The following is a 25620-nucleotide window of genomic DNA, read 5'->3' as shown; positions in this document are numbered from 1 at the left end:
GATAACATGTAAAAAAATTAAGAATTGAACTAAAAAAGGAGGTAAAAAATATTGAAAACAAGTCAAATGAAAACAATTCAACTAAAAGCAAATAAGAAGAAAAAAGTTCTCTCAATGCTACTTGCCCTTACTATGATATTCCAAGTTAGTATTCCAGCAGTATTTGCAGAGAATGAAGAAAATCAAAAGAGGATAGTAGCCTTTGAAGAGCTAGCAGATGATGTAAAAAACATCACTGTAGAGGTAGATAGCACTGAAGGAGAGGTAGTAGAAAAAATGCCAAGCTCACTTACTGCCTCATATCAAGAAACAACTACAGGCTCAGCCATAGAAATCACCATAGAAAATGTAACCTGGGAGCTGGATGAGGCAAATAGTGAATCAGCTACCTTTGATTCATCTCAAAGTGGTGCTAGCTATACCTACAAAGCAAAGCTACCAGCTACAGATAGCATAGGAGATGAGCTAGTATTAGATAGTGGTGTTTCACTACCGAATATAACAGTACTAGTAGGAACTACTCCTATCCTCATGTCAACTAGAGGAACAAACCCAGTCACAGAGCTGTGGATAGGACCTACAAAGGTAGTAAGCGGAGAAGCAGTATTTACTACTAGTGGTATAGGCTGGAGCTATGATAATAGTACTTGCACACTTACATTAAATGGAGCAAATATTATAAAGGCAGCACCAAGTGATGAGATAGACTACGGAAATTTGGATTTAAGTGCGGCTCGTTATGGACTCTTCTGTAGAGGCGATTTAAATATAGTGGTTAACGGGAATAACACAATTGATATGAGAGAGTTTTCTCCTCAGAGAAGTATGGGAGCTTATATTAAGGGTAATACGACAGTATCAGGAAATGGCAAGCTGACATTTGGAGGACTGTTCAGAGGACTTCTTGCTGATGGCGATTTAAGGGTTCAAGATGATGTAGAACTAGAAGGTATTTTTGCAAAAGAAACAGAGTTTACAAACTATTCTGGTGGTGGTATTGCTATTCTTAGAAATGCAACTGTTACAGACAGGGCCCATTTGATAGGACGAGCAAATAACGGAGGGCAAAACACAGGAATTCATTTATTTGGTCAGATGACCATAGGGAATGAAGCGATGGTAAGTGCTTTTGCCAGGTTTGGAAATGGTGGAAATAATAAAGGAATAGATGCCCTTAATGCTAATATAGAGGTAAATGGAAAACTAATCGTAGAATCTGCAGATGCTGCAGATAGAAAATATGGTTCTGGAATTTATCTATATAACTCTAACCTAAAAGTACTAGGAACTGGAAGTGTCGAAGCTAGAGCAGGAAATCCTGGCCCAACATCAGGTTATGGAGTATATGGAGTAAAAACTTCAGGAGGCTCTATCACTATAGACGGAGGCGGATTTCTTGCATCAGGAGGCTCAGGAGCTATCTATCCATCAAGTACACCAGTAACTATAACTGAGCCACCGGTTTACTACGAAATCAGTGAAAATAAAGATGGTAGTAACCCTACTATTTACACTAGCGCTGAGGATTGGGCTACTGTAAATGGAAAGTTTGAAAACATTAAATATATCAAGGCAACTACCATTTATGATGTATATGTAAATGATGTGCAAGTAACTAGGCTAAACTCTCATGATGTACTAGGAGATGGAACCGTATCTTATGAGGTAGCAAATGTAACAAATCCTGCTACACTTAGACTAAATAATGCCAGCTTTGCTGGAGATTTAAAGCTTAGTGAACCTACGAGTATAATACTTACCGGAGAAAATGCTGTAGGAGATATCCATACAAAAGGGGAGCTAAAGCTAGGAGGAAGTGGAGAGCTTACTCTAAATGGAAGCTTAGAAGGAACTGATACTAAGGTAATAGTAGAAGGTCAAGCTAAACTAATCACCTTAAGTGATATCACTATAAAGGAACTAATAAATAATTCAAGTATAGAAAATAATGCAAAACTAACAATCACAGATAGTATTAGTGGTAGTGGAGATATAGTAAATGAGGAAAGAATTGTTTTCCCATCATCAACTGATGAGAATTTTGTAAAAAATGTAACTGGAGATGGACTATGTGAGATAGTAACTGGTGCAGGAGAGCCTTCAGCATTTTACTCACAAGGCCGTAGGCTTTTTTTAGTAACTGATTCACTCGACTTTACAACAGATCCATCTCATGGAAGCTACAAAGCTTATGCCACATTAGAAACTGATGGATATAGCTTTGATAGTATAAATAAAGTTCTAACTTTAGGAAATATATTAATAGGGAGTGTATATGACTACGCTATTAAGCTTCCAAAGGAAGCTACTGTTAAACTTGAGGGAATAAGCCATATTTCTGCCGGTAAATTAGGAATATTAGCAGATGACAACTTAATAGTGGATGGAGCAGGTTTTTTAAAAATAGAAACTGAAAATTTACCTTGCATACTAGCAAACAAAACTCTATCCATCAATGATGGAAAAATCATAGCAAAAAGTTCAAGGATAGCATTGCTGGTATTAGATGTTGAGCCAAACTCAAATGGAATTATATTAGGAAAAACAAGAAGGATTCTTACCCCCGAAAATGCAAATATAATTTCATCACAAACTCAGGCATTTGGAGCACAAAATGTAAGCTCAGTACTTTCTCCTAATGAAAATATACTTAGGATAGAGGAATCAAATCCAGCTTCAATTTCAGGAACAAATGCAGCTAAAAAAGTTGTAATAAATAAAAAGCTAGAGCAAGATGAGCTAAGTGTAAATGAAACTGGACTAAAAACCTATGGAGATGAAACCTTTACTCTAGCTACTACAGGTGGAAGTGGTGAAGGAGATATATCATTTGAAAGTTCAGATGCTGAAGTACTAAGTATAAATGGTGATATAGCAACAATAAAAAAAGCTGGAAATGTAACCATAACTGCAAAAAAACAAACAGATATAAATTATCTAGAAACCTTTGCAACTAAATCAATAAATATAAGCAAAAAAGCTCTTAATATAAAAGCTGATGATAAGCTAAATGTAGTAAAAGGAAGCACCATGCCAACCCTAACTTACAAAGTTAATGGCCTAGTAGGCTCAGACATTCTAACTAAAGAGCCAGTAATTACTACAAGTGCTACAGATACTAATGCCGTAGGCGAGTATGTAATATCCATATCAGAAGCAGAAGTGTCAAATTCTGATAGCTATGAGATAAGCTATACAAATGGCAAGATGACAGTAATAAATAGTAGTAATGGAAATAATGGTAATAATGGAGATTCAGGCAATAACAGTGGAAATGGTTCTTCTAGCGGTAGCTCATCTAATAAAGATGACAAGGACGATAAAGAGCCAACTAAAGCTCCAGTAAATCAAACACCACCAGCACAAGGAGAACTACCACTACAAACTACTGAGCAAAACAGCACTAACGCTCCAGTATTTTCAGATACTGAAAATCACTGGGCGAAATCAGATATAGATTTCGTAATACAAAGAGGCTTATTTGGTGGAACAGGAGATGGCAAATTCTCTCCAAATATGCCAATGACTAGAGGAATGTTTGTAACAGTTCTAGGAAAACTAGCAAAAGCAGATTTAACTGGATTTGATTCAACGGATTTTAAGGATGTAAAAACAGATGCTTACTACCTTCCGTATATCCAGTGGGCAAATACTTCTGGAATAGTAAATGGAATATCCTCAGAAGAGTTTGCGCCAGATATGGAAATATCTAGAGAGCAAATGGCAGTTATGCTACTAAACTATATTAAAGCAATGAATATAGATTTAACGAAGCTAAATGAAGAAAATAATTTTGCTGATACAGATGAAATGAGCGCCTGGGCAACAGAAGCTGTAAAAGCCATCCAAATGTCAGGCATATTATCAGGAAAACCTGACAACAAATTTGATCCAAAAGGAATAGCTACAAGAGCTGAAGTAAGCTCTGTGCTAAGAAAATTTATAGAATTAACAGAGCAGAAATAGTTAATATTTCAAATTTTTAAAAAATAGCTTGCATTTTTATTCGGTATAAAATATAATAGCTATCAAATAAAAAAACGATTAAAAATATATCTAAGGAGAGATACTAATGAACCTTCTAATACTTACAACTGTACAACTACATCATCATTATTAGAAGGGTATGTGCCGTTATTGGTCCAGCCCTGTTCGTGTTTTGAAAGGGCTAACTTCTAATAATGGCGAAAATAAGATATATTTTATTTTTAGTACGCACAAGAGCCATTTTGGATTTATAGTCCAAGGTGGCTTTTTTTAATTCAATAAAAAGGAGAGATATTATGCTAAGAATAGCACTTGCAAAAGGAAGGCTTCAGGAGGATTTTTTAGATTTAATATACCAAAATCAAGGCACTATGAGTCAAAACAAAAGAAGCTTAAGATTAACAGATAGATTAAGAAACTGGGAAATTCTTCTTCCAAAATCTCAAGATGTACCTCAGTACTTAGATATGGGAATGGCTGATATAGGTGTGGTGGGCAAGGACGTACTTCTAGAGTGCAAAAGCAACTTAAAAGAGGTAATGGATTTAGAGCTTGGAAGATGCAAGATGGTAATAGCTGGACCTACTGAAAACAAAGGAAAAGTTAAGTATAAAACTGTAGCAACTAAATACCCAAATATAGCGAAGGATATTTTTAAAAATAAAGGAATTGATGCTGAAATCATTTATCTTCAAGGCTCTGTGGAGCTTGCTGTGGCAACTGGAATAGCTGATATCATAGTAGATATAGTTCAAACAGGCAGAACCTTAAAAGAAAATGGACTTGTAGTTTATGAGGAGCTATTTGATATTAATGCAAAGCTAGTAGTATCTAATGCAATATCAAGCAGAAAATTTGCAATGATAGATAGCTTGATAAATGAATTACAAAGAGGAGGAGAGCGCTGTGAATATATTTAAGCTAAATTCTGAAAAAGCAAAAGCTTTCCTAAATAAAATAAGCTCTAGGCAAGCAGATATGGAAGATAAGGTGCTAGATACTGTTAGAGAAATAATAAACAAGGTAAGACAAAACGGAGATAATGCATTAATAGGCTATGCAAAGCAGTTTGACAAGGTAGATTTAAAAAGCCTAGAAGTAAGCAGTATAGAGCTAAGCGAGGCCGAAAATAAAATTGATAAAGATGTTAAAAAAGCTATAGATAAGGCATATGAGAATATATGGGAATTTCAATCAGCTCAAAAGCCTGAGGATTTTATTTACGAAAAGGAAGGAATCGTATCTAAAACTAGATATATACCTATAGAAACAGCAGGAATTTATGTACCAGGGGGCAAGGCTGCCTATCCATCATCGGTACTTATGAATGCCATACCAGCAAGAGCAGCTGGGGTTAAAAATATCATCATGACAGTTCCTTGCGATGAAAATGGAGGGATAAACCCTGAAGTGCTATATGCTGCAAAGCTTTGCAAGGTAGATAGAATATTCAAGGTCGGAGGAGCACAGGCAATAGCAGCTCTTGCATATGGTACTGAGTCTATTCCAAAGGTAGATGTAATTACAGGGCCAGGAAATATCTATGTGTCAGTTGCAAAAAAATTAGTTTATGGAGCTGTAAATGTAGATATGATAGCTGGACCTAGTGAAATACTAATAGTATCAGATGGAAATCAAAATCCAAGCTATATAGCGGCAGATTTGATTTCACAGGCAGAGCATGATGAGCTAGCATCATCTATACTACTAACTCTAAGCGATAAAGAAGCAGAGGCTGTATCAAATGAAGTGGGCGTTCAGCTATCAAAGCTTCCGAAATCTAAAATTGCATCTGAAGCAATTAAAAACTATGGGGCAATTCTAGTATGTGATACTAAGCAAGAACTCATAGATATAGCTAATCAAATAGCTCCAGAGCACCTTGAGGTTTTGTTAGAAGATAAAAAATTTACTGACAGCCTTATAAATGCTGGATGTATTTTTTCAGGAAAATACTCACCGGAACCACTAGGAGATTATATGGCTGGGCCGAATCACATACTTCCAACCAATGGAAGCGCTAGAGCTTTTTCGCCTCTAGGGATTCAAAGTTTTATGAAAAGAAGTAACTATATAGAAGCAAGCAAAGAAGGGCTTGAAAAAATTTATAAGGATATAGCTTGTTTTGCAAAGGCAGAAAATTTAGATGGACATGCAAATTCGATTTTGAGGAGGTTTTCAGATGATGAGTAATATATTAAAGCTAGATGCTAATGAGAGAGCTAAGGATTATGAAGCAGAGATAATAGCTTCAATCATACAAAAGTCAGTACTTTCCAAAGTGAGTATAAATAGATATCCTGATGCAAAGGCTATTAAGCTAAGAAAGGCATATAGCAAGTATTCCAAAATTCCTTATGAAAACCTAGTTGCAGGAAATGGTTCTGATGAGCTTATAGATTTAGCATTTTCAGTATTTGCTCAGTCTAAAACTGTAGTTTGCTTTGATCCAGATTTTTCAATGTATGAGGTATATTCTAAAAAATATAATGCTAGCTTGATTAAGGTTAAGACCATGAAGCTCGAAGACCTTATAAATGCTGCAAGAATAAATATGGCATCAGTTATAGTTTTTTCAAATCCCAACAATCCAACTGGCAAAGGTTTTTTGAAATCAGATGTAGAGCAGCTGGTTAAAACATTCTGGGGAACTGTTATAGTAGATGAAGCCTACATGGATTTTTACAATCAAAGCGTGTCTGACCTGATATCAAAATACGACAATCTTGTAATAACCAAAACTTGCTCAAAAGCCTTAGGGCTGGCAGGGATAAGAGTAGGCTTCTTAGGCTCCAATTCAAAGAATATAGATAAAATAGAGCAGATACGCTCTCCATACAATGTGAACAGCTTGACCCAAAATATAGCTACTGAGATACTGAGTTATCCTAAGCTTATTGCAAAATACATTAAAGAAGTGAAATGCTCAAGAGATGATTTATATTCTTCACTTATAGCTGAAATAAATGATGATGAAACCGAGATTTATGAAAGCTCAGCTAATTTTATCTATATAAAAACAAAGTACTCAGCAGATATCTATGAATATTTACTAGAAAAAGGAATCCTAATTCGTTCATTTGAAGATGGGATAAGAATAACTGCAGGCAATATAGAGGACAATGTGAAGCTGGTATCTGAGATAAAAAGAGCTATATCACTTGCTAAAGAAGAAAGAAGGGGATATCAAAATGAGAGGGCAGTATAAAAGACTCACATCGGAGACAAAAATCGAAATTCTTTTAGATACCAGGGCTGATGAGTATAAAAGCTTAGAATCAGATACTGGAATTGGATTTTTCGACCATATGCTCATAACCTTTGGACGATATGCGAACTTGAATGGTTATATAAAAGTCGAAGGAGACTTGTTTGTAGATACTCATCATACAATCGAAGATACTGCAATAGCTTTAGGCAAGACTTTAAAAATGATGATAAAGGATACCTCAATAAATAGATATGCAAACGCAATTATTCCTATGGATGAAGCTCTAGTTAGAACAGTTATAGATATGGGTGGTAGAGCTTATCTAGATTTTGACTATGAATTTAAAAGAGAAAAAATCGGAGCTTACGATACGGATATGACACTTGAGTTTTTAAGGGCTATCGCAAATAACAGCGAATCTACCATTCACATAGATGTATTAAAAGGGAAGAATGACCATCATATAACAGAGGCTATTTTTAAAAGCTTAGGATTAGCAATAAAACAAGCAATAACAGTAGTGGATGGAGAAATATTTTCGACCAAAGGAAAGGTGGAGGAATAAATGATAGGAATTTTAGATTACAATGCAGGAAATTTAAAAAGTGTAGAAAGTGCCCTTGAAAACATTGAAGCAAAATCAATGGTAATAACGTGTCCAGCTCAGTTAAGTGAAATTTCTGGACTGATTATCCCTGGAGTTGGCTCATTTAAGACTGCAATAGAAAATCTAAAAGCTAAAGGTTTTACTAAAGAGGTCATATCAGAGTTTGCAAAGACAAAGAAGATACTGGGGATTTGCTTGGGAATGCAAATATTTTATGACTCTGGGACTGAGGAAGGGCTAAGCACTGGGCTAGGATTTTTTTCAGGGAAAGTGGATTTGCTAGATAAGGCAGTGGTGACTCCTCATATGGGTTGGAATAAAATTGAGCTAAGAAAAAGCACTAGGCTCACTAGAGGCTTAGGCGATAAGTTTGACGGATATTTTGCTCACTCATATAGAGCATATGAACAAAAAGATGAGGTCGTAGGCATCTGTAGCTATACAGAAGATATGCCAGTTATAGTGGCAAAGGACAATATATATGGACTTCAGTTTCACCCAGAAAAAAGTGGAAACTCAGGACTTAAGATACTAAGAAATTTTAAGGAGATGTGCTATGAAAATTATACCATCTGTAGACATTAAATCGGGAAGAGCGGTAAGACTCTATCAAGGAAATTTTGCAAAAGAAACAGTAGTTGGGGAAAATCCAGTTGCTATTGTGAATAACTTTCTTAATCTAGGAGCAGAAGAAGTCCATATAGTGAATTTAGATGGGGCTCTTGGGGATAAGTCTGCAAATATGGGGATAATAAAGGACATATGTAAATTGAAAACATCACAAAGGCAAAAGATTCAGCTAGGAGGTGGAATAAAAACTATTGAAGATATAGAAACTGCTCTAGAGCTTGGGATAGACTCTGTAGTTATTGGCTCCATGATAGCAGAAGATTTTGAGCTATTTGTAAAAGCAGTAGGAATATATAAAGATAAAATAGTTGCAGCTCTTGATGTGAAAGGTGAAGTGCTGATGACTAGAGGCTGGCTAGATGGTTCAGAGGCACTGGTATATGATATCACGAGTAAGCTGGAAAATCTAAATGTAAGAAGAATAGTATTAACAGATATCACAAAGGATGGAACACTTTTGGGGCCAAATATTAACTTAGCTCTAGAGCTAAGCAAAATCTACAGTGGCGAGATAATAGTATCAGGTGGAGTAGCTGACTATGAAGATTTAGAGAGTATAAAAGATAATAAGCTTGCAGGAGCAATACTAGGCAAGTCCATTTACAGTGGCAGAATAGATTTGGAAAAAGCATTTGAATTAGGAGGAAGTTATGGCATATAAACGCATTATCCCATGTCTTGATGTAAAGGATTCAAAGGTAGTTAAAGGTATTAATTTTGAAGGCTTAAAAACTATAGCAGATCCAGTTGAGCTTGCTCAAAAATACTACATGGATGGAGCAGATGAGCTTGTATTTTTAGATATATCAGCAACCTTAGAAGCTAGAAAAACTATGCTTGAAATGGTGGAAAAAGTCGCAAAATCAATATTTATTCCATTTACTGTGGGAGGAGGAATCTCAACAGTTGAGGATATGAGAAATGTGATTTTAAAAGGAGCGGATAAGGTATCGATTAACAGCAGTGCAGTGAAAAATCCTAAGCTGATAACAGATGGAGCCAAGCTATTTGGAAGTCAATGCATAGTAGTAGCAGTAGATACCAAAAAAATAAATGGCAGAGAAGAAGTAGTAATAAATGGAGGTACTACTCAGACAGGAATGGATGCTTTAGAGTGGATAAAAAAGGCGGCAGATTTAGGAGCTGGAGAGATACTTTTAACTAGTATGGACAGTGACGGAACAAAGAGTGGATATGATACTGAATTTCTAGATAAAGTAACAAAGGCTGTAAATATTCCAGTGATAGCCTCTGGAGGTTGTGGTTCAAAAGAAGATATCTTAGAGGTATTTGAAAAAACAGGAGCTACTGGAGCTTTAGCTGCTTCTATATTTCACTACAATCAAGATAGCATAGGAAGTGTAAAAAAGTATCTATCACAAAATGAAATATCAGTTAGGGTGGGATAAAGCTATGGTTGATTTTAGCAAAGGATTGGTTCCAGTAATAGTTCAAGATTATAATACAAATCAGGTGCTGATGCTAGGATACACAAACGAGGAAGCGTATAGTAAAACACTTGAGACTAGGTGTGTATATTTTTATAGCCGAAGCAGAGATAAACTCTGGAAAAAAGGGGAAACCTCAGGAAATATTTTAAAGGTTAAAGAGCTGTATTTAGACTGTGACTCAGATACAGTACTTATAAAAGCCCTACCAGAAGGCCCTACTTGTCATACTGGTGAAACTAGCTGTTTTTTCAACCAGATTGTTTAAGAGATTATATAGAATATAGAAATTAAAAATTAAAAAGGTATTTTAATAAAATTTTAATCGGTATGTATTTAATGATATATGAACGATATAGACTTTTAAAGGTGGTGGAAAAATGAAAAATTTAAGTGAGCTTTATGAAGTTGTTTTAAACAGAAAAGCAAATAAGGTAGAGGGTTCTTATACCTCGTATTTATTTGACAAGGGACTGGATAAAATCCTCAAAAAAGTAGGGGAAGAAAGTGCAGAAGTGATTATCGCAGCAAAAAATGATGACAAATCAGAGCTTATATATGAGATATCAGATTTGCTGTATCACCTTACAGTACTTATGGTCGAAAAGGGTGTAGATTATAAAGATATAGATGAGGAATTGGAAAAAAGAAGGAAATGATATCTATTAAGTTTTTATTTTCTGCCGATATATAATATAGAGCAAAAATGGAAATATGACTTGTATTTTTGTTGATTATCAAGGAGGAAATAATATGGATATTAAATCAGTTAATTCGCAGGGACAGATACTACCTCAAGGTAAGCCTGTGAAAGAAAAGCTAGCTGAGAAGGACAAGGATGTCAGCTCTCCAAAAGTAGAAAATAATCCAGCGGTAAAGTATGAGAAATCAGAAAAAGTTGAAGAAAAATATATAACCTACGATAAAACTGCTGTTGATAAATTAAAAGCTGAAGCTGAGCAAAGACATGCTAACCTAAGGAACATGGTTAAGGAGCTTTTGAGAAGACAAGGGCTTACTTTTAATGACGTATTTGAAGACGGAAAAGAAGTAAAAGTAGATGAGCAGACTAGGCTAGAAGCTCAGGCATCGATAGAAGAAGGCGGAGAATATAGCGTAGATGCAGTAGCGACTAGAATAGTTGATTTTGCAAAAGCAATTTCTGGGGGAGATAAAGCTCAGATTGGTAAGCTAAAAGCAGCTATAGAAGATGGATTTAAGCAAGCCAAGGAAGCACTTGGAGGATATCTTCCTGAAATTTCTCAAAAAACCTACGATGAAGTTATGAAACGTATGGACGAATGGGCTAACGAATAATTTAAAATCAAAAATTTTTAACTAATTATAAAAGCACAAGTTTTATTATACTGAAAAACTTATTTTATTAACAATAAAAGCCTTGAATCATTTTATACTAAATGATTCAAGGCTTTTTAAGTTATTCTAAGACTCCTATTTTATTAAAAGGGAAAAGACGTACCATAGCTCTTCCTTGGACTTTATCTATAGATACGGTTCCAAAGCTTCTGCTATCCAAGCTATTATCTCTATTATCTCCCATTACAAAAATTTCACCTTCTGGAATTTCTTCTATATAGATATCACCAAAAGTAAAATCGCCTAAGATGTAAGGTTCTTCTTGTAACTCTCCATTGAGATATACTTTACCATCGTAGATTTGAAGCTGATCACCAGGAAGAGCAATGACTCTTTTGATTAGGTTTTTTGTATCTCCAGCTTGAAACTTTTGGATGAAGTTGAAGCTTTGCAGTTCATATTCTTCAAAAGGGATATCTGAAGTGAAGGATACAATATCTCCACGCTCTATTTTGGCATGGTCGTTTAAAATAAGATAGTCATTTTCAACTAGAGTTGGATTCATTGATACACTGTGAACTTGAAGTGGAGTGATAAATACATTTATAAGAAATGCTGCAGCAAAAGCTATCACAATAGTTTTAATCCATTCAAAAATTACATTTTTCATTAAAGAAACCTCCAAATTTCATATGCAAATTATTATCATGCAAATTATAACACATATACATAAATAAGGTTAACATCTAAATGACAATATTTCATGTGAAAAATGTAAAAGATGTAGTTTAATAATCGAGCTGTTTATTTGAGTTGAAAAATGTTTTATAGCCTAGGCTAAGACTCAATATAGTAGTAAAAGACACACTTCCCAAAATTCCTAGCATAATAGCTATTTGATATCTTATGGCAACCACTGGAGAAGTACCTGATAGTATTTGACCAGTCATCATACCAGGAAGAAAAATTATCCCCATTCCAAGCATGGAGTTGATGGTTGGCAATATAGCTGAATCGAAAGCTGAATCTATAAATTCTTTTGAGGCTTGTTTTGGAGTTGCACCCAGCATAAGTGCAGTTTCTACTTTGTCCTTTTGAGTAGTCATGCCTTTTATTAATGTAGATATTCCGAGAGAAATACCTGTCATAGAGTTTCCTATAAGCATTCCAGCTATTGGGATAAAATATCTAGGGTCATACCATGGTGATATCCGAACAACTATAATCAAGAAATAAAATAAGCTAGATAAGGTGCCGATGCTCATAGAAAAAGCTATTATTTTTTTTAGCTTTGAGCTAAGAGGATGCTTGCTTTGCTTAAATATAGTATAGATTGCAAAGCACTCCATCAAAATAATTATGCAAATCGTATAAAGCATACTTACATTATCAAAGATATATACAAGTACATAGCCAGTCAGTATAAGCTGAATAGTCATTCTGATAGTGGAAATCAGAAGTTCTTTTTCCCGATTTAGCTTTCTTTTTCTTATGATTACAAGTGTAATTAGCACAAAAATATATGCAAGTCCAAGCTGAATAAAGCTCAGCTCCAATATCGAAGAATCCAATTTCTACACCTCCTTAATATCAATTACTGAGCCGTTTTCCATTTTTATTATGCAGTCAGAATAATCATCTGCAACCTCAGTAGAATGACTTACCATTATCAAGGTTTTATTAGTTTCCTTTACATGTGTATACAAAGTCGATATGACGATACCTTCAGTTTCTTTGTCGAGTGCAGAGGAAGGCTCATCTAGCAAATAAACTTCAGGGTTCATGAGCAATATTCTTCCTAGGGATAGTCTTTGCTTTTCTCCACCAGATAGCTTGTCTGCATCTGCAGATAGTGAAAGGTTAAGTTGAACTTTATGAAGAACCTCGATTAGCTTATCATCAGATGGGTGAGGCTTTTCTGAGAAATCAAGTCCAATTAGAAGATTATCTTTAACTGAACCAGCAAAAACAACAGGAGTCTGAGATAACATTACTACGTTTCGTCTATGAGCGATTGAATCTACTTGTTCTAAATCATTTTCTAGGTAGTAAACTTTTCCGCTTTCAGGACTAATGAGTTTGTTTAAAAGCTTAAGAAGAGTAGTTTTACCACTTCCGCTTTTTCCTACTATAGTAGTGACTATGTTTGAACCAATTTCTAAATCTTTTACATCTAATATATTTTTGTATTTAAGATTTTCTATTTTAAACATAATACCCCCTTATTTAATCTCTTTAAAGAGTTCATAAGCTTTGGCTTTAGCTTGCTCTAGTATATCTTCGCCAAGAGGAGTGATAGAATAGTATTTTCTAATTTTGCCATCTACATTTTTATCCTCTTTAGTAAGCAGTCCTTTATTTTCCATACTGTGAAGTATAGGATAAAGTGTGCCAGGACTCATATCATAGCCATGCTCTTCTAGCTCGTCTATCATCCAAGTACCATAGATAGGCTCTTTCTTTGCATGATGCAATATGTGAATCTGAATAAAGCCAAGAAAAAATTTTCTTAAGATTTGATCTGCCAAGTGTATCACCTCAATATTATTTAAACGAAAAACAATATCGAATATCGATATTGTTTTAATTATAGCATTTTATAAATTTTTTTACAATGAAAGTCATGCGGAACATTAAGGATGAGTTTTTTTATAAAGGAGCTTTGGAATATCAAGCTCGATAAGAAGCATTCCTACAACTATAAGAACAGCGCCCATACTTCCTTTTACTCCTAGAACTTCGCCCACTGCAAGGTATGCAAATATAGCTGCAAATACTGGCTCACAGGTGTAAATAAGTGCAGTGTGAGTAGCTGAGGTGTATTTTTGAGCTACGTTTTGAACTATATAGGCTCCAGAAGTACATACTAAGCTTAATATAGCTAGGTTAATCCACACTGGAAGACTTACAGGTACTGTAGGAGTTTCTATTGCTAGAGATACTATAAGACTTAAGAAACCTACTACTCCGATTTGAACTATTGCAAAGGCTATGGATTCTGCTTTTACAGTAAACTTGCCCACGAGAATGATATAAATTGCAAAGAATACAGCGCAAACTCCTGTGTAGATATCTCCAATATTTAGTCCGCCTACATCTTGATTTAGGGTGATTAAGGCAAGACCCGAAAAAGCTAAGGCGACACTTATTACAGTTAGAAGATTTGGAAGCTTTCTTGCGATTATTGCAGAAAAAATAGGAACAAGTATTACGCTAAATCCAGTGATAAAAGCGGATTTGGATGCTGTGGTGTAATTTATTCCTACTGTTTGAAAAGCATAGGTTGCAAATAACAATAAGCCCAGCAAAATTCCATACTTTAAGGTAAATTTATCAATTGAAATTATTTTTTTGTAATAAATTACTGCAGATATAAAAAAAGCAAAAATGAATCTTAAAGCAAGAAAATTATAGGATTGAAGCTCAGACAGTGAGTTTTTGGTCAATATAAAGGAAGCTCCCCATCCAACCGTAACAAGTAGTAAGGCAATATCTGCCTTAAGTTGTTTTGTCATCTAATCTACTCCTTTGCACAGCTGTATTTTTAATGATATAGCTATAATTATATCTCATATTTAGTGTTTGAAAAGCCAAATACTATAAGTTTTATGGGAAAGCTGAAGATAATTATTGCTATTAAATTTTAGCGATAATTATATTAGCCTAAGTGATAGGTTGAAAATGTGAAATAAAAATTTCTAATTATTATTATAACTATGAATATTTATGTATAAAAATAATATATTTCGAATAATTATTTATTTTGTGAATAAAATAGTATATAATGAGAATAGCAGCACTAGATGATAAATTTTTTTATTATAGGGAGGCGTGTTAAATGGGAGAGATAATTAAAGGTAAACCAGTAGCAGATAGTATTACTGAAGAGCTTATTCAGGAAGTTGAGCTATTAAGTGTTAGGGGGATAACACCAAAGCTAGCTATCGTAAGAGTTGGAGCTAGAGGAGACGATTTAGCTTATGAAAAAGGAGCTCTAACAAAATGCAAAAAAGTTGGAATTGAGACTCAAGTTGTAGAGCTTGCAGCAGACATTACACAAGATGACTTTATAGCAAAGCTTCAAGAATTAAATAACGATGCATCAGTTAATGGTATGCTAATATTTAGACCATTGCCACAACAGCTTGATGAGAGCGTAATTAAGTACATAATCTCACCAGAAAAAGACGTAGATTGTTTTAGCCCTGTAAATGTTGGTAAAATGACTGAAGGAGACGAAACAGGTTTCCCACCATGTACACCAACTGCAGTTATGGAAATTCTTAAGTTCTACGATGTAGATGTAAAAGGTAAAGATGTTACAGTAGTTGGAGCATCTATGGTTGTTGGTAAGCCAGTATCTATACTTTTACTTAATGAATTTGCAACTGTAACTACTTGCCATATCTTTACAAAGGATTCTGCTAAGATGACTAAAGAGGCTGATGTAGTTGTAGTAGGCGTTGGAGTTCCTAGACTAGTTAAAGAAAACTGGGTAAGAGAAGGCGCTGTAGTTATAGATGTAGGTATAAACGTAGATAAAGATGGAAATATGTGTGGAGATACTGATTTTGATAACATAGTTGATAAAGCAGCTATGATTACTCCAGTTCCAGGAGGAGTTGGATCAGTTACTACTTCTATCCTTGCTAAGCACGTAATTAAAGCTTGCAAGCAACAAAACCATGTAAATTCAAAAGAAATCGAAGCAGTAATGAACTAATTAAATAAATTTCGAATTTTATAAGTACACTGTAGATATATTGCTATATTTACAGTGTACTTTCTTATGCAGAAATTTCGTGGTAGAATAAGAATAAATTCATATAAGGAGTGATATATCAATGAGTAAAAAAGTAATCGCAACAGAAAAAGCACCGGGAGCAATAGGACCATACTCTCAGGCTATGAGAATAGGAAATATGATTTTTACTTCAGGACAGATTCCACTTAATCCAGCAACTGGAGAAATGGTTACTGAGATTGCTGCAGCTACAAAGCAATCATTAGAAAACGTAAAGGCTATACTTGAAGTTGAAGGAGCTACTATGGATAACGTTATAAAAACAACTGTTTTCCTAAGCGATATGAATAATTTCGTAGCTATGAATGAAGTATATGCAACATATTTTCCACAAAACCCTCCAGCTAGATCAGCTGTAGAGGTAGCTAGACTTCCTAAGGACGCAATAGTAGAAATAGAAGTTATAGCAGCTCTTTAATAATCATATATTATGTACTTACAGCTTGAGTTTAAATGCATAGGCATGGCTCAAGCTGTTTTTTAACCTAAAACAATCGAGGTGAGTATATGAAAATCGAGAATAAAGAAAATAAGACTGTAATTAATGTAGGTTTAGTAGGCTATGGCCTATCAGGAAGGTTTTTTCAAGGTGGAGTATTAAGAGGTTTAAAAGAGTTTGATATAAAGATGATAGTTACGACAAATCCGGAGAAAAAAGTTCAAGCTAAGCTGGATTTTCCTAGGGCAGAAATTGTCGATAATATAGATGAAATTACAAAAAATGATAATATAGATTTAGTGATTATAAGTACACCTAATCAGCTGCACTTTGAACTGGCAAACAAAGCACTAGATGATGGGAAGCATGTTGTAATTGAAAAGCCATTTACACCAGACTCTCTAAGTGCAAAAGTTCTGATTGAAAAAGCAGAGAAGCTAAAGCTAGTACTTTCTGCATACCAAAATAGAAGATATGATGGAGACTATCTGACTCTAAAAAGTCTAATAGCTAATGGCAGTTTAGGAAGACTGGTAGAGCTTGAATCTCATTTTGATAGATTTAGACCAGAGGTTAAAAAAGATGGCTGGAGAGAATGCAGTCTCCCAGGATCTGGAGTATTGTTTGATTTAGGCTCGCACCTTATAGACCAAGCACTTGATTTATTTGGGATGCCAGATGAATTATACTGCGATATTGCAAGGCAAAGACAATCAAGTGAGGTAGACCAGTTTGAAATGATACTTTACTACGAAGAAAAAAACCTTAAAGTGACATTAAAAGCGGGCTCACTTGTAAATGTTGTTTTGCCAAGATTTATGGCCTTAGGTACTAAGGGAAGCTACGCAACTTACGGTCTAGATCCTCAGGAAAATGCTCTAAGATGTGGTGAGAGCTATCCTATTGCAGCTGTAGATGAAGAATCCTATGGAATTTTATATGAAGAAGATAATAAAAAAGTCATACCTACATTAACTGGAGACTATAGACTTTATTACAAAGGAATTTACGAAGCTATAGTTAATAAAACAATACCTCCTGTGACTGCTTTAGAGGCTTATCAAGTGATTCGTCTAATAGAGCTAGGACATATGAGCGATGCAGAAAAAAGAAGAATTTCTGTAAAAGAAAATATCTAGATTATAAATCGTGAAAGGGGATAGCTGCCTATGCTAAGAGGCTTGGTTAGGCTGATAAAAAAATACTCTATAAGCTTACTTGTTATAGCCATATGCTTGGCATCTGTAGTGCTAGGACAGTTAAAAGCTATTAATTCAAAGCTCGTTGAAGAAGCTCCAGACTATCATTTTTATTTCATCGCTCAAAGCTCGACTGACCCTTTTTGGCAAAAAGTAGAGGAGGGAGTAAAAAAAGCTGCACTTGACTACAATGTCTATGTAGAATATGTATCTCCGAGATTTTCTAATGCTCAAGAGGCTTATAAGTATCTTGACATAGCAACTATTTCAAACGTCGATGGAATAATTACCTATGTGCCTAGATTGGCTGATTACTCAAAGCGTATCGACCAAGCTTTTGAACAAAATATCCCAGTTGTGACAGTAGATAGCGATTCCTCTTCTAGCAAAAGACAGGTATATATAGGAGCAAACAGCTATACATTTGGAAAAGAAGCTGCAAAGCTAATGCATGAAGCTACTGGAGGGATTGCTAAAATAGCAGTAATTTCCAATGAAGATATAGGAAGCGATACCTTGGAATATGACCTTAAAATGAGCGGATTCTTCGATTTTTTAAAGGAACAGCCAAATATGGAAATAGTAAAGGTATATACCTCTGCTATGGGAGTAATTAGCTCAGAGGAAATAACTCAGGATATAATAAGCAATCATCCTGAAATTAACGCTATTCTTACGCTTAGCACTTCAGATACTCTAGGTAGTGCGAGGCTTATAGTAGATAGAAATAGAGTAGGAAAAATTAAACTTGTAGGAACAGGAAGCTCAGATAAAATAAAAGATTATATAGATAAAGGCATCATTCACAGTACTATTGAAAGCGATGGATACAGCATGGGATATATGAGTGTAGAGAGTATGGTAAATATTAATAAAGGTTACTACACTCCTACCTACATAAATACTCAGATAAACATCCAAAAGCAAGGTAGGTGATAAGATGAAAAACTATTTTGCTAAATTCATTGGAATAAGAAAAAAGCTCATAATTTACTTTTTAGTTCCTATATTTTTGCTTGGAAGCGTAAGTATGATTTCATATTTTACGGCAGTATTTTTAAAGAGCAATACTCAGGATATAATAGTGGATTACGTATATCTTAATAATTTGAAAAACGATGTAACTGAGTTAAATATGGAGCTTGAGAAATATCTAATCAGTGCTTCTTCTGAAGATTTGCTAGACTATTATTCCCATTATAATAGTCTAAATAATCTGGCAGCTAAAATTCCTAGAAAATTAAGCTATAACAGAGATGAAATGCTGTTAAAAGACATAGGCTTTATGCTAGAGGACTTGCTAGCTGAAACTGATAAGGCTGTAATTTCAAAGCGTGGAAGAGTAAGTAGCCAGTATACCGAGCATTTTGCAAGAAGTAATGAAATCAGAGCATATATAGATTCATATATAGTAGAAATGCTGAACAACCGCCTAGAGGAAGGCTCAAAGCGATATGACGTTTTAAATCAGACTATGAGATTCTTGTTTATACTCAATTTAGGTCTTATTATTTCTATGATAGTAGTAACCCTTATTGTAGCAATAAGGTCATCGTATAAGCTCACCCAGCCTCTTACAGATTTGTCTCATAATGCTGAAGAAATAGCCAAAGGGAATTTTTATATAGAAATGGAAAAGACCCATACAGGAGATGAAATTGATATACTTTCTGAAGCCTTTATAAAAATGATGGACAGCGTAAAGGGACATATAGTAGATATAAAAAATCAAGCGGAGGTTGAAAATAGATTAAGAGACCAAGAGGTACAGAACTTTAAAATGAAAGCCCTTTTAAAGGAATCTGAACTGAAATTTTTACAGTCTCAGATTAATCCACATTTTCTTTTCAATACATTAAATGCAGCTTCTCAGCTAGCTGTAATTGAGGATGCAGAGACGACTTCACTTTTCATACAAAATATAGCGGATATATTTAGATACAATCTAAAAAGCTTGGACGAGCTAGTACCCCTTAGTGATGAACTTGAATTTGTGAGCAACTATATGAGTATACTCAAGATGAGGTTTGGGGAGAGAATAGCTTATGAATATAACATAGACAAGGACTCGCTAGGAATAAAAATCCCTAGGATTACACTTCAGCCAATAATAGAAAATGCATATATTCACGGACTTCAAAATCTTGAAAGAAATGGAACTATAAGGCTTGAAACTAAAGTAGAAAATGATGTTCTTATAATTTCCATTGAGGATGATGGGATGGGGATGACAAAAGAGCAGGTAGATAATTTAATAAATGAAGATAATGCCGAGGAAACAGCTGTAGAAAACTCAAATAAGCATCTTTCAGGCATAGGTGTAAGTAATGTTATAAAAAGACTCAAGCTTTCATTTCAAGTAGAAGAAAAACAAAAGATAATTGATATAGTGAGTACACCAGACAAGGGAACCAAGGTAATCTTAAGTTTACCACTCAATAATAGACTATAGAGGTGTTTTATGCTAAGAATACTGATTGCAGATGATGAATATCTAGCGATAGAGGCTGTTAAGAAGATAATAAAAAACAATATTGAGGATGTAAATATAGTAGCAACTGCATCTAGTGGAAAAGAAGCTATAATTAAAGTTAATGAGCTTAGTCCAGATATAGCTATAATGGACATTCAAATGCCTGGAATAGATGGACTAGAAGCAATTAGACAGATTAAAGCCAGCAATCCAAATATATTGTTTATAGTGCTTACAGCATATGATCTTTTTGATTATGCAAAAGAATCTATCGGTCTTGGAGCGGTAGAATATCTGCTAAAGCCAATAAAAAAAGACCAGCTTCTTATGGCAATAGAGAAAGCAAGCAAGATAGTTAAAAGCAAGCAAATTCAAAATAAGTGGGAGTATGAGCTAAAAGAGAAGCTAACCCTTGTTTCGCCATTGCTTGAAAATCAGTTTATAACTCAGCATATGTATGCATTTGAAGATTTTTTTTCAAAGGATTTTTATGAAAATTTATTTGAAATAAATCTTGAAAAAGGATGTGCAATCACACTGAAAATAACTGAGGATGGGCCAGATGATTACAAAACATCTAGTCAAATTCAAGCTTTTTTTGAAACAGCTAGGATATTATTAAAAAAAATAGCTCCTTGTATTGTGAGCCAGAGCGTTGCAAGCAAGCAGTACGCATGGGTGCCAAATACTGATGATAGGCGAATATCAGATTTCTTAATCGATGAAATAAAATCCTTGCATCAGAAATTATCGAGACAGTTTCCTTATGAGTTTAAGATAGGCATAGGCAGCTTAAAGGATTATGAAAATATATATGAGTCCCTAAAAGAAAGTGAGCTAGCAGCTTTTGGTGATTATAAGGTTAACGTTTATGAAGCTGATAATAGCGTGAATGAGTCTGAGGTAAAGGACTATGCCTATCAGCTTGTAAGGCTAGCTGAGAATATTGGAAGACTAGACTTTGTGGGAGCAAAGCACAGCTTAAAAAAATTCCATGATAAAATATCTCACCTTCCAGCGCATATATATAAGCAAAGATTATTAGAAGCCCTAGTGATATGTGAAAAGCACCTTCCTATAGATATGACTCAAAAAACAGGAGAAAAAATAGAGCGGTTATTAAACTCAGACTCTATATTAGAAATGGCGAATCAGTTTTCTAATTTCATATTGCAGTGGGATAGTGAAGCAAAAGCTCAGCTACTGTCTATAGAAGAAGGCGTGATTCCAGATGCCTTAAAATACATTGATAAGCATTACAATGAGAATATTAGCATGGATTTTGTAGCCAAGCAAGTGAATATCAGCTACCATTATTTCAGTAAAATTTTTAAGCAGAAAATTGGAAAAAGCTTTACAGATTATCTTACGGATTTAAGAATAGAAAAGTCACTCGAAATGTTAAGCAGGACTCAAAAAAGTGTCAAGGATATAAGCCTTGAGATAGGATATAATGACCCGAATTACTATTGCAAGATTTTTAAAAAAATAACTGGATTGACACCGACTGAATACAGAGCCGGGAGTGATAAATGATGAATAAACCTAAACTAGATACAAAAAAAATAATTATAGGAGCGCTGATTATTACATTGTTAGCACTTGTAATTATGATAGCCTATGAAACTAACATATATCTTAAAGCAAATGAAAAAAACGACAGTATCTTAAAAGCAGAAAACAAGCTAACGAAAATAGGTCTTACTCTTGGGACACTAAAGGAAGATAGATGGATAAAGGACAGTGGCCTTCTAAGAGCAAAGGCGGCTGAATACGGAGTTGATTTGATAGTTCTAAATGCAAATAACAATGACAACGACCAAATAGAGCAGGTGAAATATCTATTAAAACAAGAGATAGATGTTTTAATGATAGTTCCAACAGATTATAAAGCAGCAGCAGAGGCGGTATCTCTTGCCAAGGCGAAAGGAGTTCCTGTTATTTCTTATGACAGGCTAGTTCAAAATGCAAATGTAGACCTTTACATATCCTTTGACAACTTCAAAGTAGGCCAGCTTATGGCACAGACAGTAGTAGACGAACAAGTACAGGATTTACTGATAATTAATGGAGCAAAGTCTGATAACAATACAAATATGATAAAACAAGGCTATGACTCAATATTAAAGCCTTATATTGAAAGTGGCGAAATCAATTTAATTGAAGAATATTGGGCCACAAACTGGCTTAAGGAAGAGGCTTTTAGATATACAGAAGAGACTTTGAAAAGTGATGTAAAACCAGATGCAATTATATCTGGAAATGACAGTCTTGCTGAAGCTGCATTTGAAGCACTTTCTGAATACAGACTCTCAGGCGAAGTTATACTAGTGGGGCAAGATGCAGATTTAACTGCTTGTCAAAGAATAGTAGAAGGCACTCAGCTTATGACAGTATACAAACCAATAGATGATTTGGTTACTATAGCTATAGAGATGGCTATAAAGCTTGCAAATGGTGAGAAAATTGAAACTAAAGCCACAATGAGCGACGGGACTTATGATATCAAGTGCTTATTTTTAGAACCAGTTGCAGTTGATAAATCTAATATAGACGAAACAATAATAAAAGACGGATTTCACTTAAAATCAGATGTATATCGCAAACAGTAAAATTTAGACACAAAATATTACAGATATTTTCTAAAATTTACATTTTTTTTATTAATCCCCCCAAATCCTTATATATGTTGTTAAATTAGTATAGTTACTTAATTTTAGAATTTTGAGATAATTTAAGAGATAAAAATCTTATGTTTATCAGGAAAACGATTTATTTAAGGAGGAAGGGTAATGAAAAAAGTATTAGCACTACTTATGTTTGTCGTAGTTTTAATGGGACTAACTGCGTGCTCTGGACAAAGTGCACAAGTTGACGTAGGAATAGTTCTACCAACCAAAGACGAGCCTAGATGGGTTCAGGATGAAACTCGTTTTAGAGAAGCATTAAAAGATACAGAGTATTCTGTAGAGATTCTATTTAGCCAAGGTTCATCAGCTAAGGAAAAAGAAAATGTAGATGCTCTTATTGCAAAAGGTATTAAGACTCTAATTATCTGTCCTCACGATGGTGGAGCAGCAGCGGCAGCGGTTGAAGCAGCTAAGGCAGAGGGAATAAATGTAATATCTTATGACCGTTTAATCACTGATACTGAAGCTGTAGATTATTATGTAACATTTGATTCTATAGCTGTTGGTGAAGCTCAAGCTCAATACTTAGTAGACAATGCAACTGGAACTGGACATCCACTTTACCTGTATGCAGGAGCTGCATCAGATAATAACGCTTTCCTATTCTTTGAAGGAGCTTGGAACGTACTTCAGCCTAAAATCGCTGATGGAACTTTTGTAATCAAGAACTCTTCAGAGGCTATAGCTCTTCAAGACAAAGCAACACTTACAAGAGATGAAATGGGTAAAATTATCGGCCAAATCACTACTAACTGGGATTTCAACGAAGCTAAGAACAAAGCAGAAGCTCACCTTACTTCAGCAGCAGATGCAGATAAGGGAGATGTATTTATACTAGCTCCAAACGATGGAACTGCAAGAGCTATAGCAGATGCATTTGGATCAGACGCAGCTGTAACTAGCTACCTTGTAACAGGTCAAGATGCTGAGATAGCTTCAGTTCAATACATCATAGATGGAAAACAATCTATGACAGTATTTAAAGATGTTCGTACTTTAGTTAAAGACTCAATTGATATGGCAGTTGCATTATTATCAGGAGGAACACCTGATACAACTGGATCATATAACAATGGAAAAATAGATGTAAAAGCTAAGCAAACAGAAGTTATAGTTGTAGATAAAGAAAATGTAAAAGCTGAGCTAGTTGATTCTGGATACTATAAAGCAGAAGAATTTACTGGGCTTGAGTAATTAAATTAATAGAGGCTTGCAAGGGCTAAACCTTTGCAAGTCTCTTAAAACTCATAGCTTTAATTAGAGTTTGTTTTGGAGGAATTGTCCATGAGTGAATATATATTGGAGATGAATAACATATCCAAAACCTTTCCAGGAGTAAAAGCTTTGGATGAGGTTAGTTTTAAAGTAAAAAAAGGTGAGATTCACTGTTTGGTAGGAGAAAACGGAGCAGGAAAATCTACACTTATGAAAGTACTAAGCGGAGTATATCCTCACGGTGATTATGAGGGAGATATAGTTTTTAATGGTCAGGTTCAAAAATATTCAGGGATAAGCGACAGCGAAAAAGCTGGCATTGCTATAATCTACCAAGAACTAGCACTTGTTCCAGAGCTTACAGTATATGAAAATATATTTTTAGGCCATGAAATTAAAAAAGGTAGATTGATTGATTGGAATGAAACAATTTTAAAATCTAAAGAGCTTTTAAATAAGGTTAAATTAAATGTCGATCCTTCATCAAAGGTCAAAGAACATGGAGTGGGAAAGAGACAGCTTATAGAAATTGCAAAGGCGCTTAGCAAGGAAGTTAAATTGCTTATACTAGACGAACCAACAGCAGCGCTAAATGAAGATGATAGCGAAAATCTACTAACACTACTTAAGGAATTAAAGTCTCACGGAGTAACTTCTATTATGATTTCTCATAAATTAAAAGAGGTTATTGCTATTGCTGATACAGTTACAGTTTTAAGAGATGGAAAAACCATATGCTCAAAGAGCAATGAAGACGAACCTATAAGTGAACCATTTATAATTAAAAATATGGTAGGAAGAGATATTGATAATATTTATCCTAAAAGAGAAGAGCATAATATCGGTGAAGTAATATTTGAAGTGAAAAATTGGAATGCTTTTGACTATAAACAAGGAAGAGACATTCTTAAAAACATAGATTTTGACGTAAGAGAAGGCGAAGTTGTTGGAATAGCAGGACTTATGGGAGCAGGAAGAACTGAGTTTGCCCATAGCGTGTTTGGTAATATCAGTAATTATAAATTATCAGGAGAGATTGAATTTTTAGGTAAGGCAGTTCAGCTTAGAAATCCATACGATGCAATTAAAGCTGGAATTGCTTATGTTTCAGAGGATAGAAAAGGTGATGGACTCATATTAATAGATGATATCAAGCAAAACATAACGCTAGCAAATTTAAAAAAATTCTCTCCAAATGGTCTTATAAACAAAAATGAAGAAGTAAAAATAGCATCGTGGTATAAAGATTCTATGAATATTAAGGCACCTAGCATAGAACAAAAGGTAGGGAATCTAAGTGGAGGAAATCAGCAAAAGGTATCCTTTGCAAAGTGGCTGTTTGTTTCACCTAAGCTTCTGATTCTGGATGAGCCTACTAGAGGAATAGATGTAGGAGCAAAGTATGAGATATATACCATAATAAATGATTTGATATCAAAGGGTCTGAGCATTATTATGATTTCTTCAGAGCTTCCAGAGATACTGGGAATGTGTGATAGAATTTATGTCATGGCTGAGGGTAAAATGACAGGAGTTTTATCTAGCGAGGAAGCAAATCAAGAAATAATTATGCAGATGGCCACGAATTAGGAGGCAGGCA

25 protein-coding genes are annotated in these 25620 nt (G+C 34.7%); 20 read left to right on the top strand and 5 right to left on the bottom strand.

What is annotated here, in order from left to right; all coding sequences use genetic code 11:
• The first annotated feature begins 51 nt into the window (after positions 1–51).
• The 11 genes from B5X47_RS08370 (at position 52) to B5X47_RS08320 (ending at position 11200) form a co-directional block, all read left to right on the top strand.
• Complete coding sequence (locus B5X47_RS08370; RefSeq protein ID WP_079589694.1) at positions 52–3966, top strand: S-layer homology domain-containing protein; 3915 nt, start codon at positions 52–54, stop codon at positions 3964–3966.
• Positions 3967–4283: 317 nt separating this feature from the next.
• Positions 4284–4907 (top strand): ATP phosphoribosyltransferase, encoded by a 624-nt coding sequence (hisG, locus tag B5X47_RS08365; RefSeq protein ID WP_079589693.1) that lies wholly within the window; start codon positions 4284–4286, stop codon positions 4905–4907.
• The gene (gene hisD / locus B5X47_RS08360; RefSeq protein ID WP_079589692.1) at positions 4894–6180 is read left to right on the top strand and encodes a histidinol dehydrogenase; all 1287 of its coding nucleotides are present in this window, start codon (positions 4894–4896) and stop codon (positions 6178–6180) included. Before hisG ends, hisD begins: the two co-directional genes overlap by 14 nt.
• Entirely contained in the window at positions 6170–7195 is a 1026-nt protein-coding gene (locus tag B5X47_RS08355) for a pyridoxal phosphate-dependent aminotransferase (RefSeq protein ID WP_079589691.1), read from the top strand. The genes hisD and B5X47_RS08355 overlap by 11 nt, the downstream gene beginning before the upstream one ends.
• Positions 7179–7763, top strand: coding sequence for an imidazoleglycerol-phosphate dehydratase HisB (gene hisB / locus B5X47_RS08350; RefSeq protein ID WP_013360742.1), 585 nt, complete (start codon positions 7179–7181; stop codon positions 7761–7763). The genes B5X47_RS08355 and hisB overlap by 17 nt, the downstream gene beginning before the upstream one ends.
• On the top strand, positions 7764–8390 hold the full coding sequence (gene hisH / locus B5X47_RS08345) for an imidazole glycerol phosphate synthase subunit HisH (protein WP_079589690.1): 627 nt from the start codon (positions 7764–7766) through the stop codon (positions 8388–8390). It begins immediately after the preceding gene.
• Entirely contained in the window at positions 8362–9096 is a 735-nt protein-coding gene (locus B5X47_RS08340; protein ID WP_079589689.1) for a 1-(5-phosphoribosyl)-5-[(5-phosphoribosylamino)methylideneamino]imidazole-4-carboxamide isomerase, read from the top strand. The genes hisH and B5X47_RS08340 overlap by 29 nt, the downstream gene beginning before the upstream one ends.
• Positions 9086–9844 carry an imidazole glycerol phosphate synthase subunit HisF gene (hisF, locus tag B5X47_RS08335; RefSeq protein ID WP_079589688.1) on the top strand — a complete coding sequence of 253 codons (759 nt, stop codon included), beginning with the start codon at positions 9086–9088 and terminating at the stop codon, positions 9842–9844. The genes B5X47_RS08340 and hisF overlap by 11 nt, the downstream gene beginning before the upstream one ends.
• Positions 9819–10151: a phosphoribosyl-AMP cyclohydrolase gene (gene hisI / locus B5X47_RS08330; protein WP_079589687.1), complete on the top strand. Its 333-nt coding sequence runs from the start codon at positions 9819–9821 to the stop codon at positions 10149–10151. Before hisF ends, hisI begins: the two co-directional genes overlap by 26 nt.
• Before the next feature lie 112 nt (positions 10152–10263).
• The gene (gene hisE, locus B5X47_RS08325; protein ID WP_079589686.1) at positions 10264–10542 is read left to right on the top strand and encodes a phosphoribosyl-ATP diphosphatase; all 279 of its coding nucleotides are present in this window, start codon (positions 10264–10266) and stop codon (positions 10540–10542) included.
• A 94-nt stretch (positions 10543–10636) separates the two neighbouring features.
• On the top strand, positions 10637–11200 hold the full coding sequence (locus B5X47_RS08320) for a hypothetical protein (RefSeq protein WP_079589685.1): 564 nt from the start codon (positions 10637–10639) through the stop codon (positions 11198–11200).
• Positions 11201–11321: 121 nt separating this feature from the next.
• Here B5X47_RS08320 and lepB read toward each other — a convergent pair whose 3' ends face one another.
• The 5 genes from lepB to B5X47_RS08295 all read right to left on the bottom strand — a co-directional run bounded on the left by lepB (position 11322) and on the right by B5X47_RS08295 (position 14715).
• Positions 11322–11870 (bottom strand): signal peptidase I, encoded by a 549-nt coding sequence (lepB, locus tag B5X47_RS08315; RefSeq protein WP_079589684.1) that lies wholly within the window; start codon positions 11868–11870, stop codon positions 11322–11324.
• Between the two features lie 118 nt (positions 11871–11988).
• Positions 11989–12771, bottom strand: coding sequence for an ABC transporter permease (locus B5X47_RS08310; protein WP_013360750.1), 783 nt, complete (start codon positions 12769–12771; stop codon positions 11989–11991).
• A gap of 3 nt (positions 12772–12774) precedes the next feature.
• Positions 12775–13413 (bottom strand): ABC transporter ATP-binding protein, encoded by a 639-nt coding sequence (locus B5X47_RS08305; RefSeq protein ID WP_079589683.1) that lies wholly within the window; start codon positions 13411–13413, stop codon positions 12775–12777.
• A 9-nt stretch (positions 13414–13422) separates the two neighbouring features.
• Positions 13423–13737 (bottom strand): PadR family transcriptional regulator, encoded by a 315-nt coding sequence (locus B5X47_RS08300; RefSeq protein ID WP_334293176.1) that lies wholly within the window; start codon positions 13735–13737, stop codon positions 13423–13425.
• Positions 13738–13833: 96 nt separating this feature from the next.
• On the bottom strand, positions 13834–14715 hold the full coding sequence (locus B5X47_RS08295; protein WP_079589681.1) for a DMT family transporter: 882 nt from the start codon (positions 14713–14715) through the stop codon (positions 13834–13836).
• Positions 14716–15038: 323 nt separating this feature from the next.
• Between B5X47_RS08295 and B5X47_RS08290 the strand changes: the two genes are divergently transcribed.
• From B5X47_RS08290 to B5X47_RS08250, 9 genes are all read left to right on the top strand, one after another.
• Entirely contained in the window at positions 15039–15923 is an 885-nt protein-coding gene (locus B5X47_RS08290; protein ID WP_079589680.1) for a bifunctional 5,10-methylenetetrahydrofolate dehydrogenase/5,10-methenyltetrahydrofolate cyclohydrolase, read from the top strand.
• A gap of 121 nt (positions 15924–16044) precedes the next feature.
• Complete coding sequence (locus B5X47_RS08285; protein WP_079589679.1) at positions 16045–16422, top strand: RidA family protein; 378 nt, start codon at positions 16045–16047, stop codon at positions 16420–16422.
• 89 nt (positions 16423–16511) lie between these two features.
• Entirely contained in the window at positions 16512–17582 is a 1071-nt protein-coding gene (locus tag B5X47_RS08280) for a Gfo/Idh/MocA family oxidoreductase (protein WP_079589678.1), read from the top strand.
• A 30-nt stretch (positions 17583–17612) separates the two neighbouring features.
• Positions 17613–18578: a substrate-binding domain-containing protein gene (locus B5X47_RS08275; RefSeq protein WP_079589677.1), complete on the top strand. Its 966-nt coding sequence runs from the start codon at positions 17613–17615 to the stop codon at positions 18576–18578.
• Positions 18579–18582: 4 nt separating this feature from the next.
• Positions 18583–20094 carry a sensor histidine kinase gene (locus B5X47_RS08270; RefSeq protein ID WP_079589676.1) on the top strand — a complete coding sequence of 504 codons (1512 nt, stop codon included), beginning with the start codon at positions 18583–18585 and terminating at the stop codon, positions 20092–20094.
• A 9-nt stretch (positions 20095–20103) separates the two neighbouring features.
• Positions 20104–21651 (top strand): response regulator transcription factor, encoded by a 1548-nt coding sequence (locus tag B5X47_RS08265; protein WP_013360759.1) that lies wholly within the window; start codon positions 20104–20106, stop codon positions 21649–21651.
• On the top strand, positions 21651–22727 hold the full coding sequence (locus B5X47_RS08260) for a sugar ABC transporter substrate-binding protein (RefSeq protein WP_079589675.1): 1077 nt from the start codon (positions 21651–21653) through the stop codon (positions 22725–22727). Before B5X47_RS08265 ends, B5X47_RS08260 begins: the two co-directional genes overlap by 1 nt.
• Before the next feature lie 180 nt (positions 22728–22907).
• Positions 22908–23999, top strand: a complete 1092-nt coding sequence (locus tag B5X47_RS08255; RefSeq protein WP_079589674.1) for a sugar ABC transporter substrate-binding protein — start codon at positions 22908–22910, stop codon at positions 23997–23999.
• Positions 24000–24089: 90 nt separating this feature from the next.
• The gene (locus B5X47_RS08250; protein ID WP_079589673.1) at positions 24090–25610 is read left to right on the top strand and encodes a sugar ABC transporter ATP-binding protein; all 1521 of its coding nucleotides are present in this window, start codon (positions 24090–24092) and stop codon (positions 25608–25610) included.
• Positions 25611–25620 lie beyond the last annotated feature (10 nt).

It is taken from the genome of Acetoanaerobium noterae, assembly GCF_900168025.1.
GTDB lineage: Bacteria > Bacillota > Clostridia > Peptostreptococcales > Filifactoraceae > Acetoanaerobium > Acetoanaerobium noterae.
Note: the sequence above shows the minus strand (reverse complement) of the source record. Positions and strands in the feature narration are given on the sequence as shown.

Coding starts and splice junctions, on each gene's coding strand:
- hisG (WP_079589693.1), top strand. CDS start 4,284: ATGCTAAGAATAGCACTTGCAAAAGGAAGGCTTCAGGAGGATTTTTTA.
- B5X47_RS08355 (WP_079589691.1), top strand. CDS start 6,170: ATGATGAGTAATATATTAAAGCTAGATGCTAATGAGAGAGCTAAGGAT.
- hisB (WP_013360742.1), top strand. CDS start 7,179: ATGAGAGGGCAGTATAAAAGACTCACATCGGAGACAAAAATCGAAATT.
- hisH (WP_079589690.1), top strand. CDS start 7,764: ATGATAGGAATTTTAGATTACAATGCAGGAAATTTAAAAAGTGTAGAA.
- B5X47_RS08340 (WP_079589689.1), top strand. CDS start 8,362: ATGAAAATTATACCATCTGTAGACATTAAATCGGGAAGAGCGGTAAGA.
- hisF (WP_079589688.1), top strand. CDS start 9,086: ATGGCATATAAACGCATTATCCCATGTCTTGATGTAAAGGATTCAAAG.
- hisI (WP_079589687.1), top strand. CDS start 9,819: ATGAAATATCAGTTAGGGTGGGATAAAGCTATGGTTGATTTTAGCAAA.
- hisE (WP_079589686.1), top strand. CDS start 10,264: ATGAAAAATTTAAGTGAGCTTTATGAAGTTGTTTTAAACAGAAAAGCA.
- B5X47_RS08320 (WP_079589685.1), top strand. CDS start 10,637: ATGGATATTAAATCAGTTAATTCGCAGGGACAGATACTACCTCAAGGT.
- lepB (WP_079589684.1), bottom strand. CDS start 11,870: ATGAAAAATGTAATTTTTGAATGGATTAAAACTATTGTGATAGCTTTT.
- B5X47_RS08305 (WP_079589683.1), bottom strand. CDS start 13,413: ATGTTTAAAATAGAAAATCTTAAATACAAAAATATATTAGATGTAAAA.
- B5X47_RS08295 (WP_079589681.1), bottom strand. CDS start 14,715: ATGACAAAACAACTTAAGGCAGATATTGCCTTACTACTTGTTACGGTT.
- B5X47_RS08290 (WP_079589680.1), top strand. CDS start 15,039: ATGGGAGAGATAATTAAAGGTAAACCAGTAGCAGATAGTATTACTGAA.
- B5X47_RS08285 (WP_079589679.1), top strand. CDS start 16,045: ATGAGTAAAAAAGTAATCGCAACAGAAAAAGCACCGGGAGCAATAGGA.
- B5X47_RS08280 (WP_079589678.1), top strand. CDS start 16,512: ATGAAAATCGAGAATAAAGAAAATAAGACTGTAATTAATGTAGGTTTA.
- B5X47_RS08275 (WP_079589677.1), top strand. CDS start 17,613: ATGCTAAGAGGCTTGGTTAGGCTGATAAAAAAATACTCTATAAGCTTA.
- B5X47_RS08270 (WP_079589676.1), top strand. CDS start 18,583: ATGAAAAACTATTTTGCTAAATTCATTGGAATAAGAAAAAAGCTCATA.
- B5X47_RS08265 (WP_013360759.1), top strand. CDS start 20,104: ATGCTAAGAATACTGATTGCAGATGATGAATATCTAGCGATAGAGGCT.
- B5X47_RS08260 (WP_079589675.1), top strand. CDS start 21,651: ATGAATAAACCTAAACTAGATACAAAAAAAATAATTATAGGAGCGCTG.
- B5X47_RS08255 (WP_079589674.1), top strand. CDS start 22,908: ATGAAAAAAGTATTAGCACTACTTATGTTTGTCGTAGTTTTAATGGGA.
- B5X47_RS08250 (WP_079589673.1), top strand. CDS start 24,090: ATGAGTGAATATATATTGGAGATGAATAACATATCCAAAACCTTTCCA.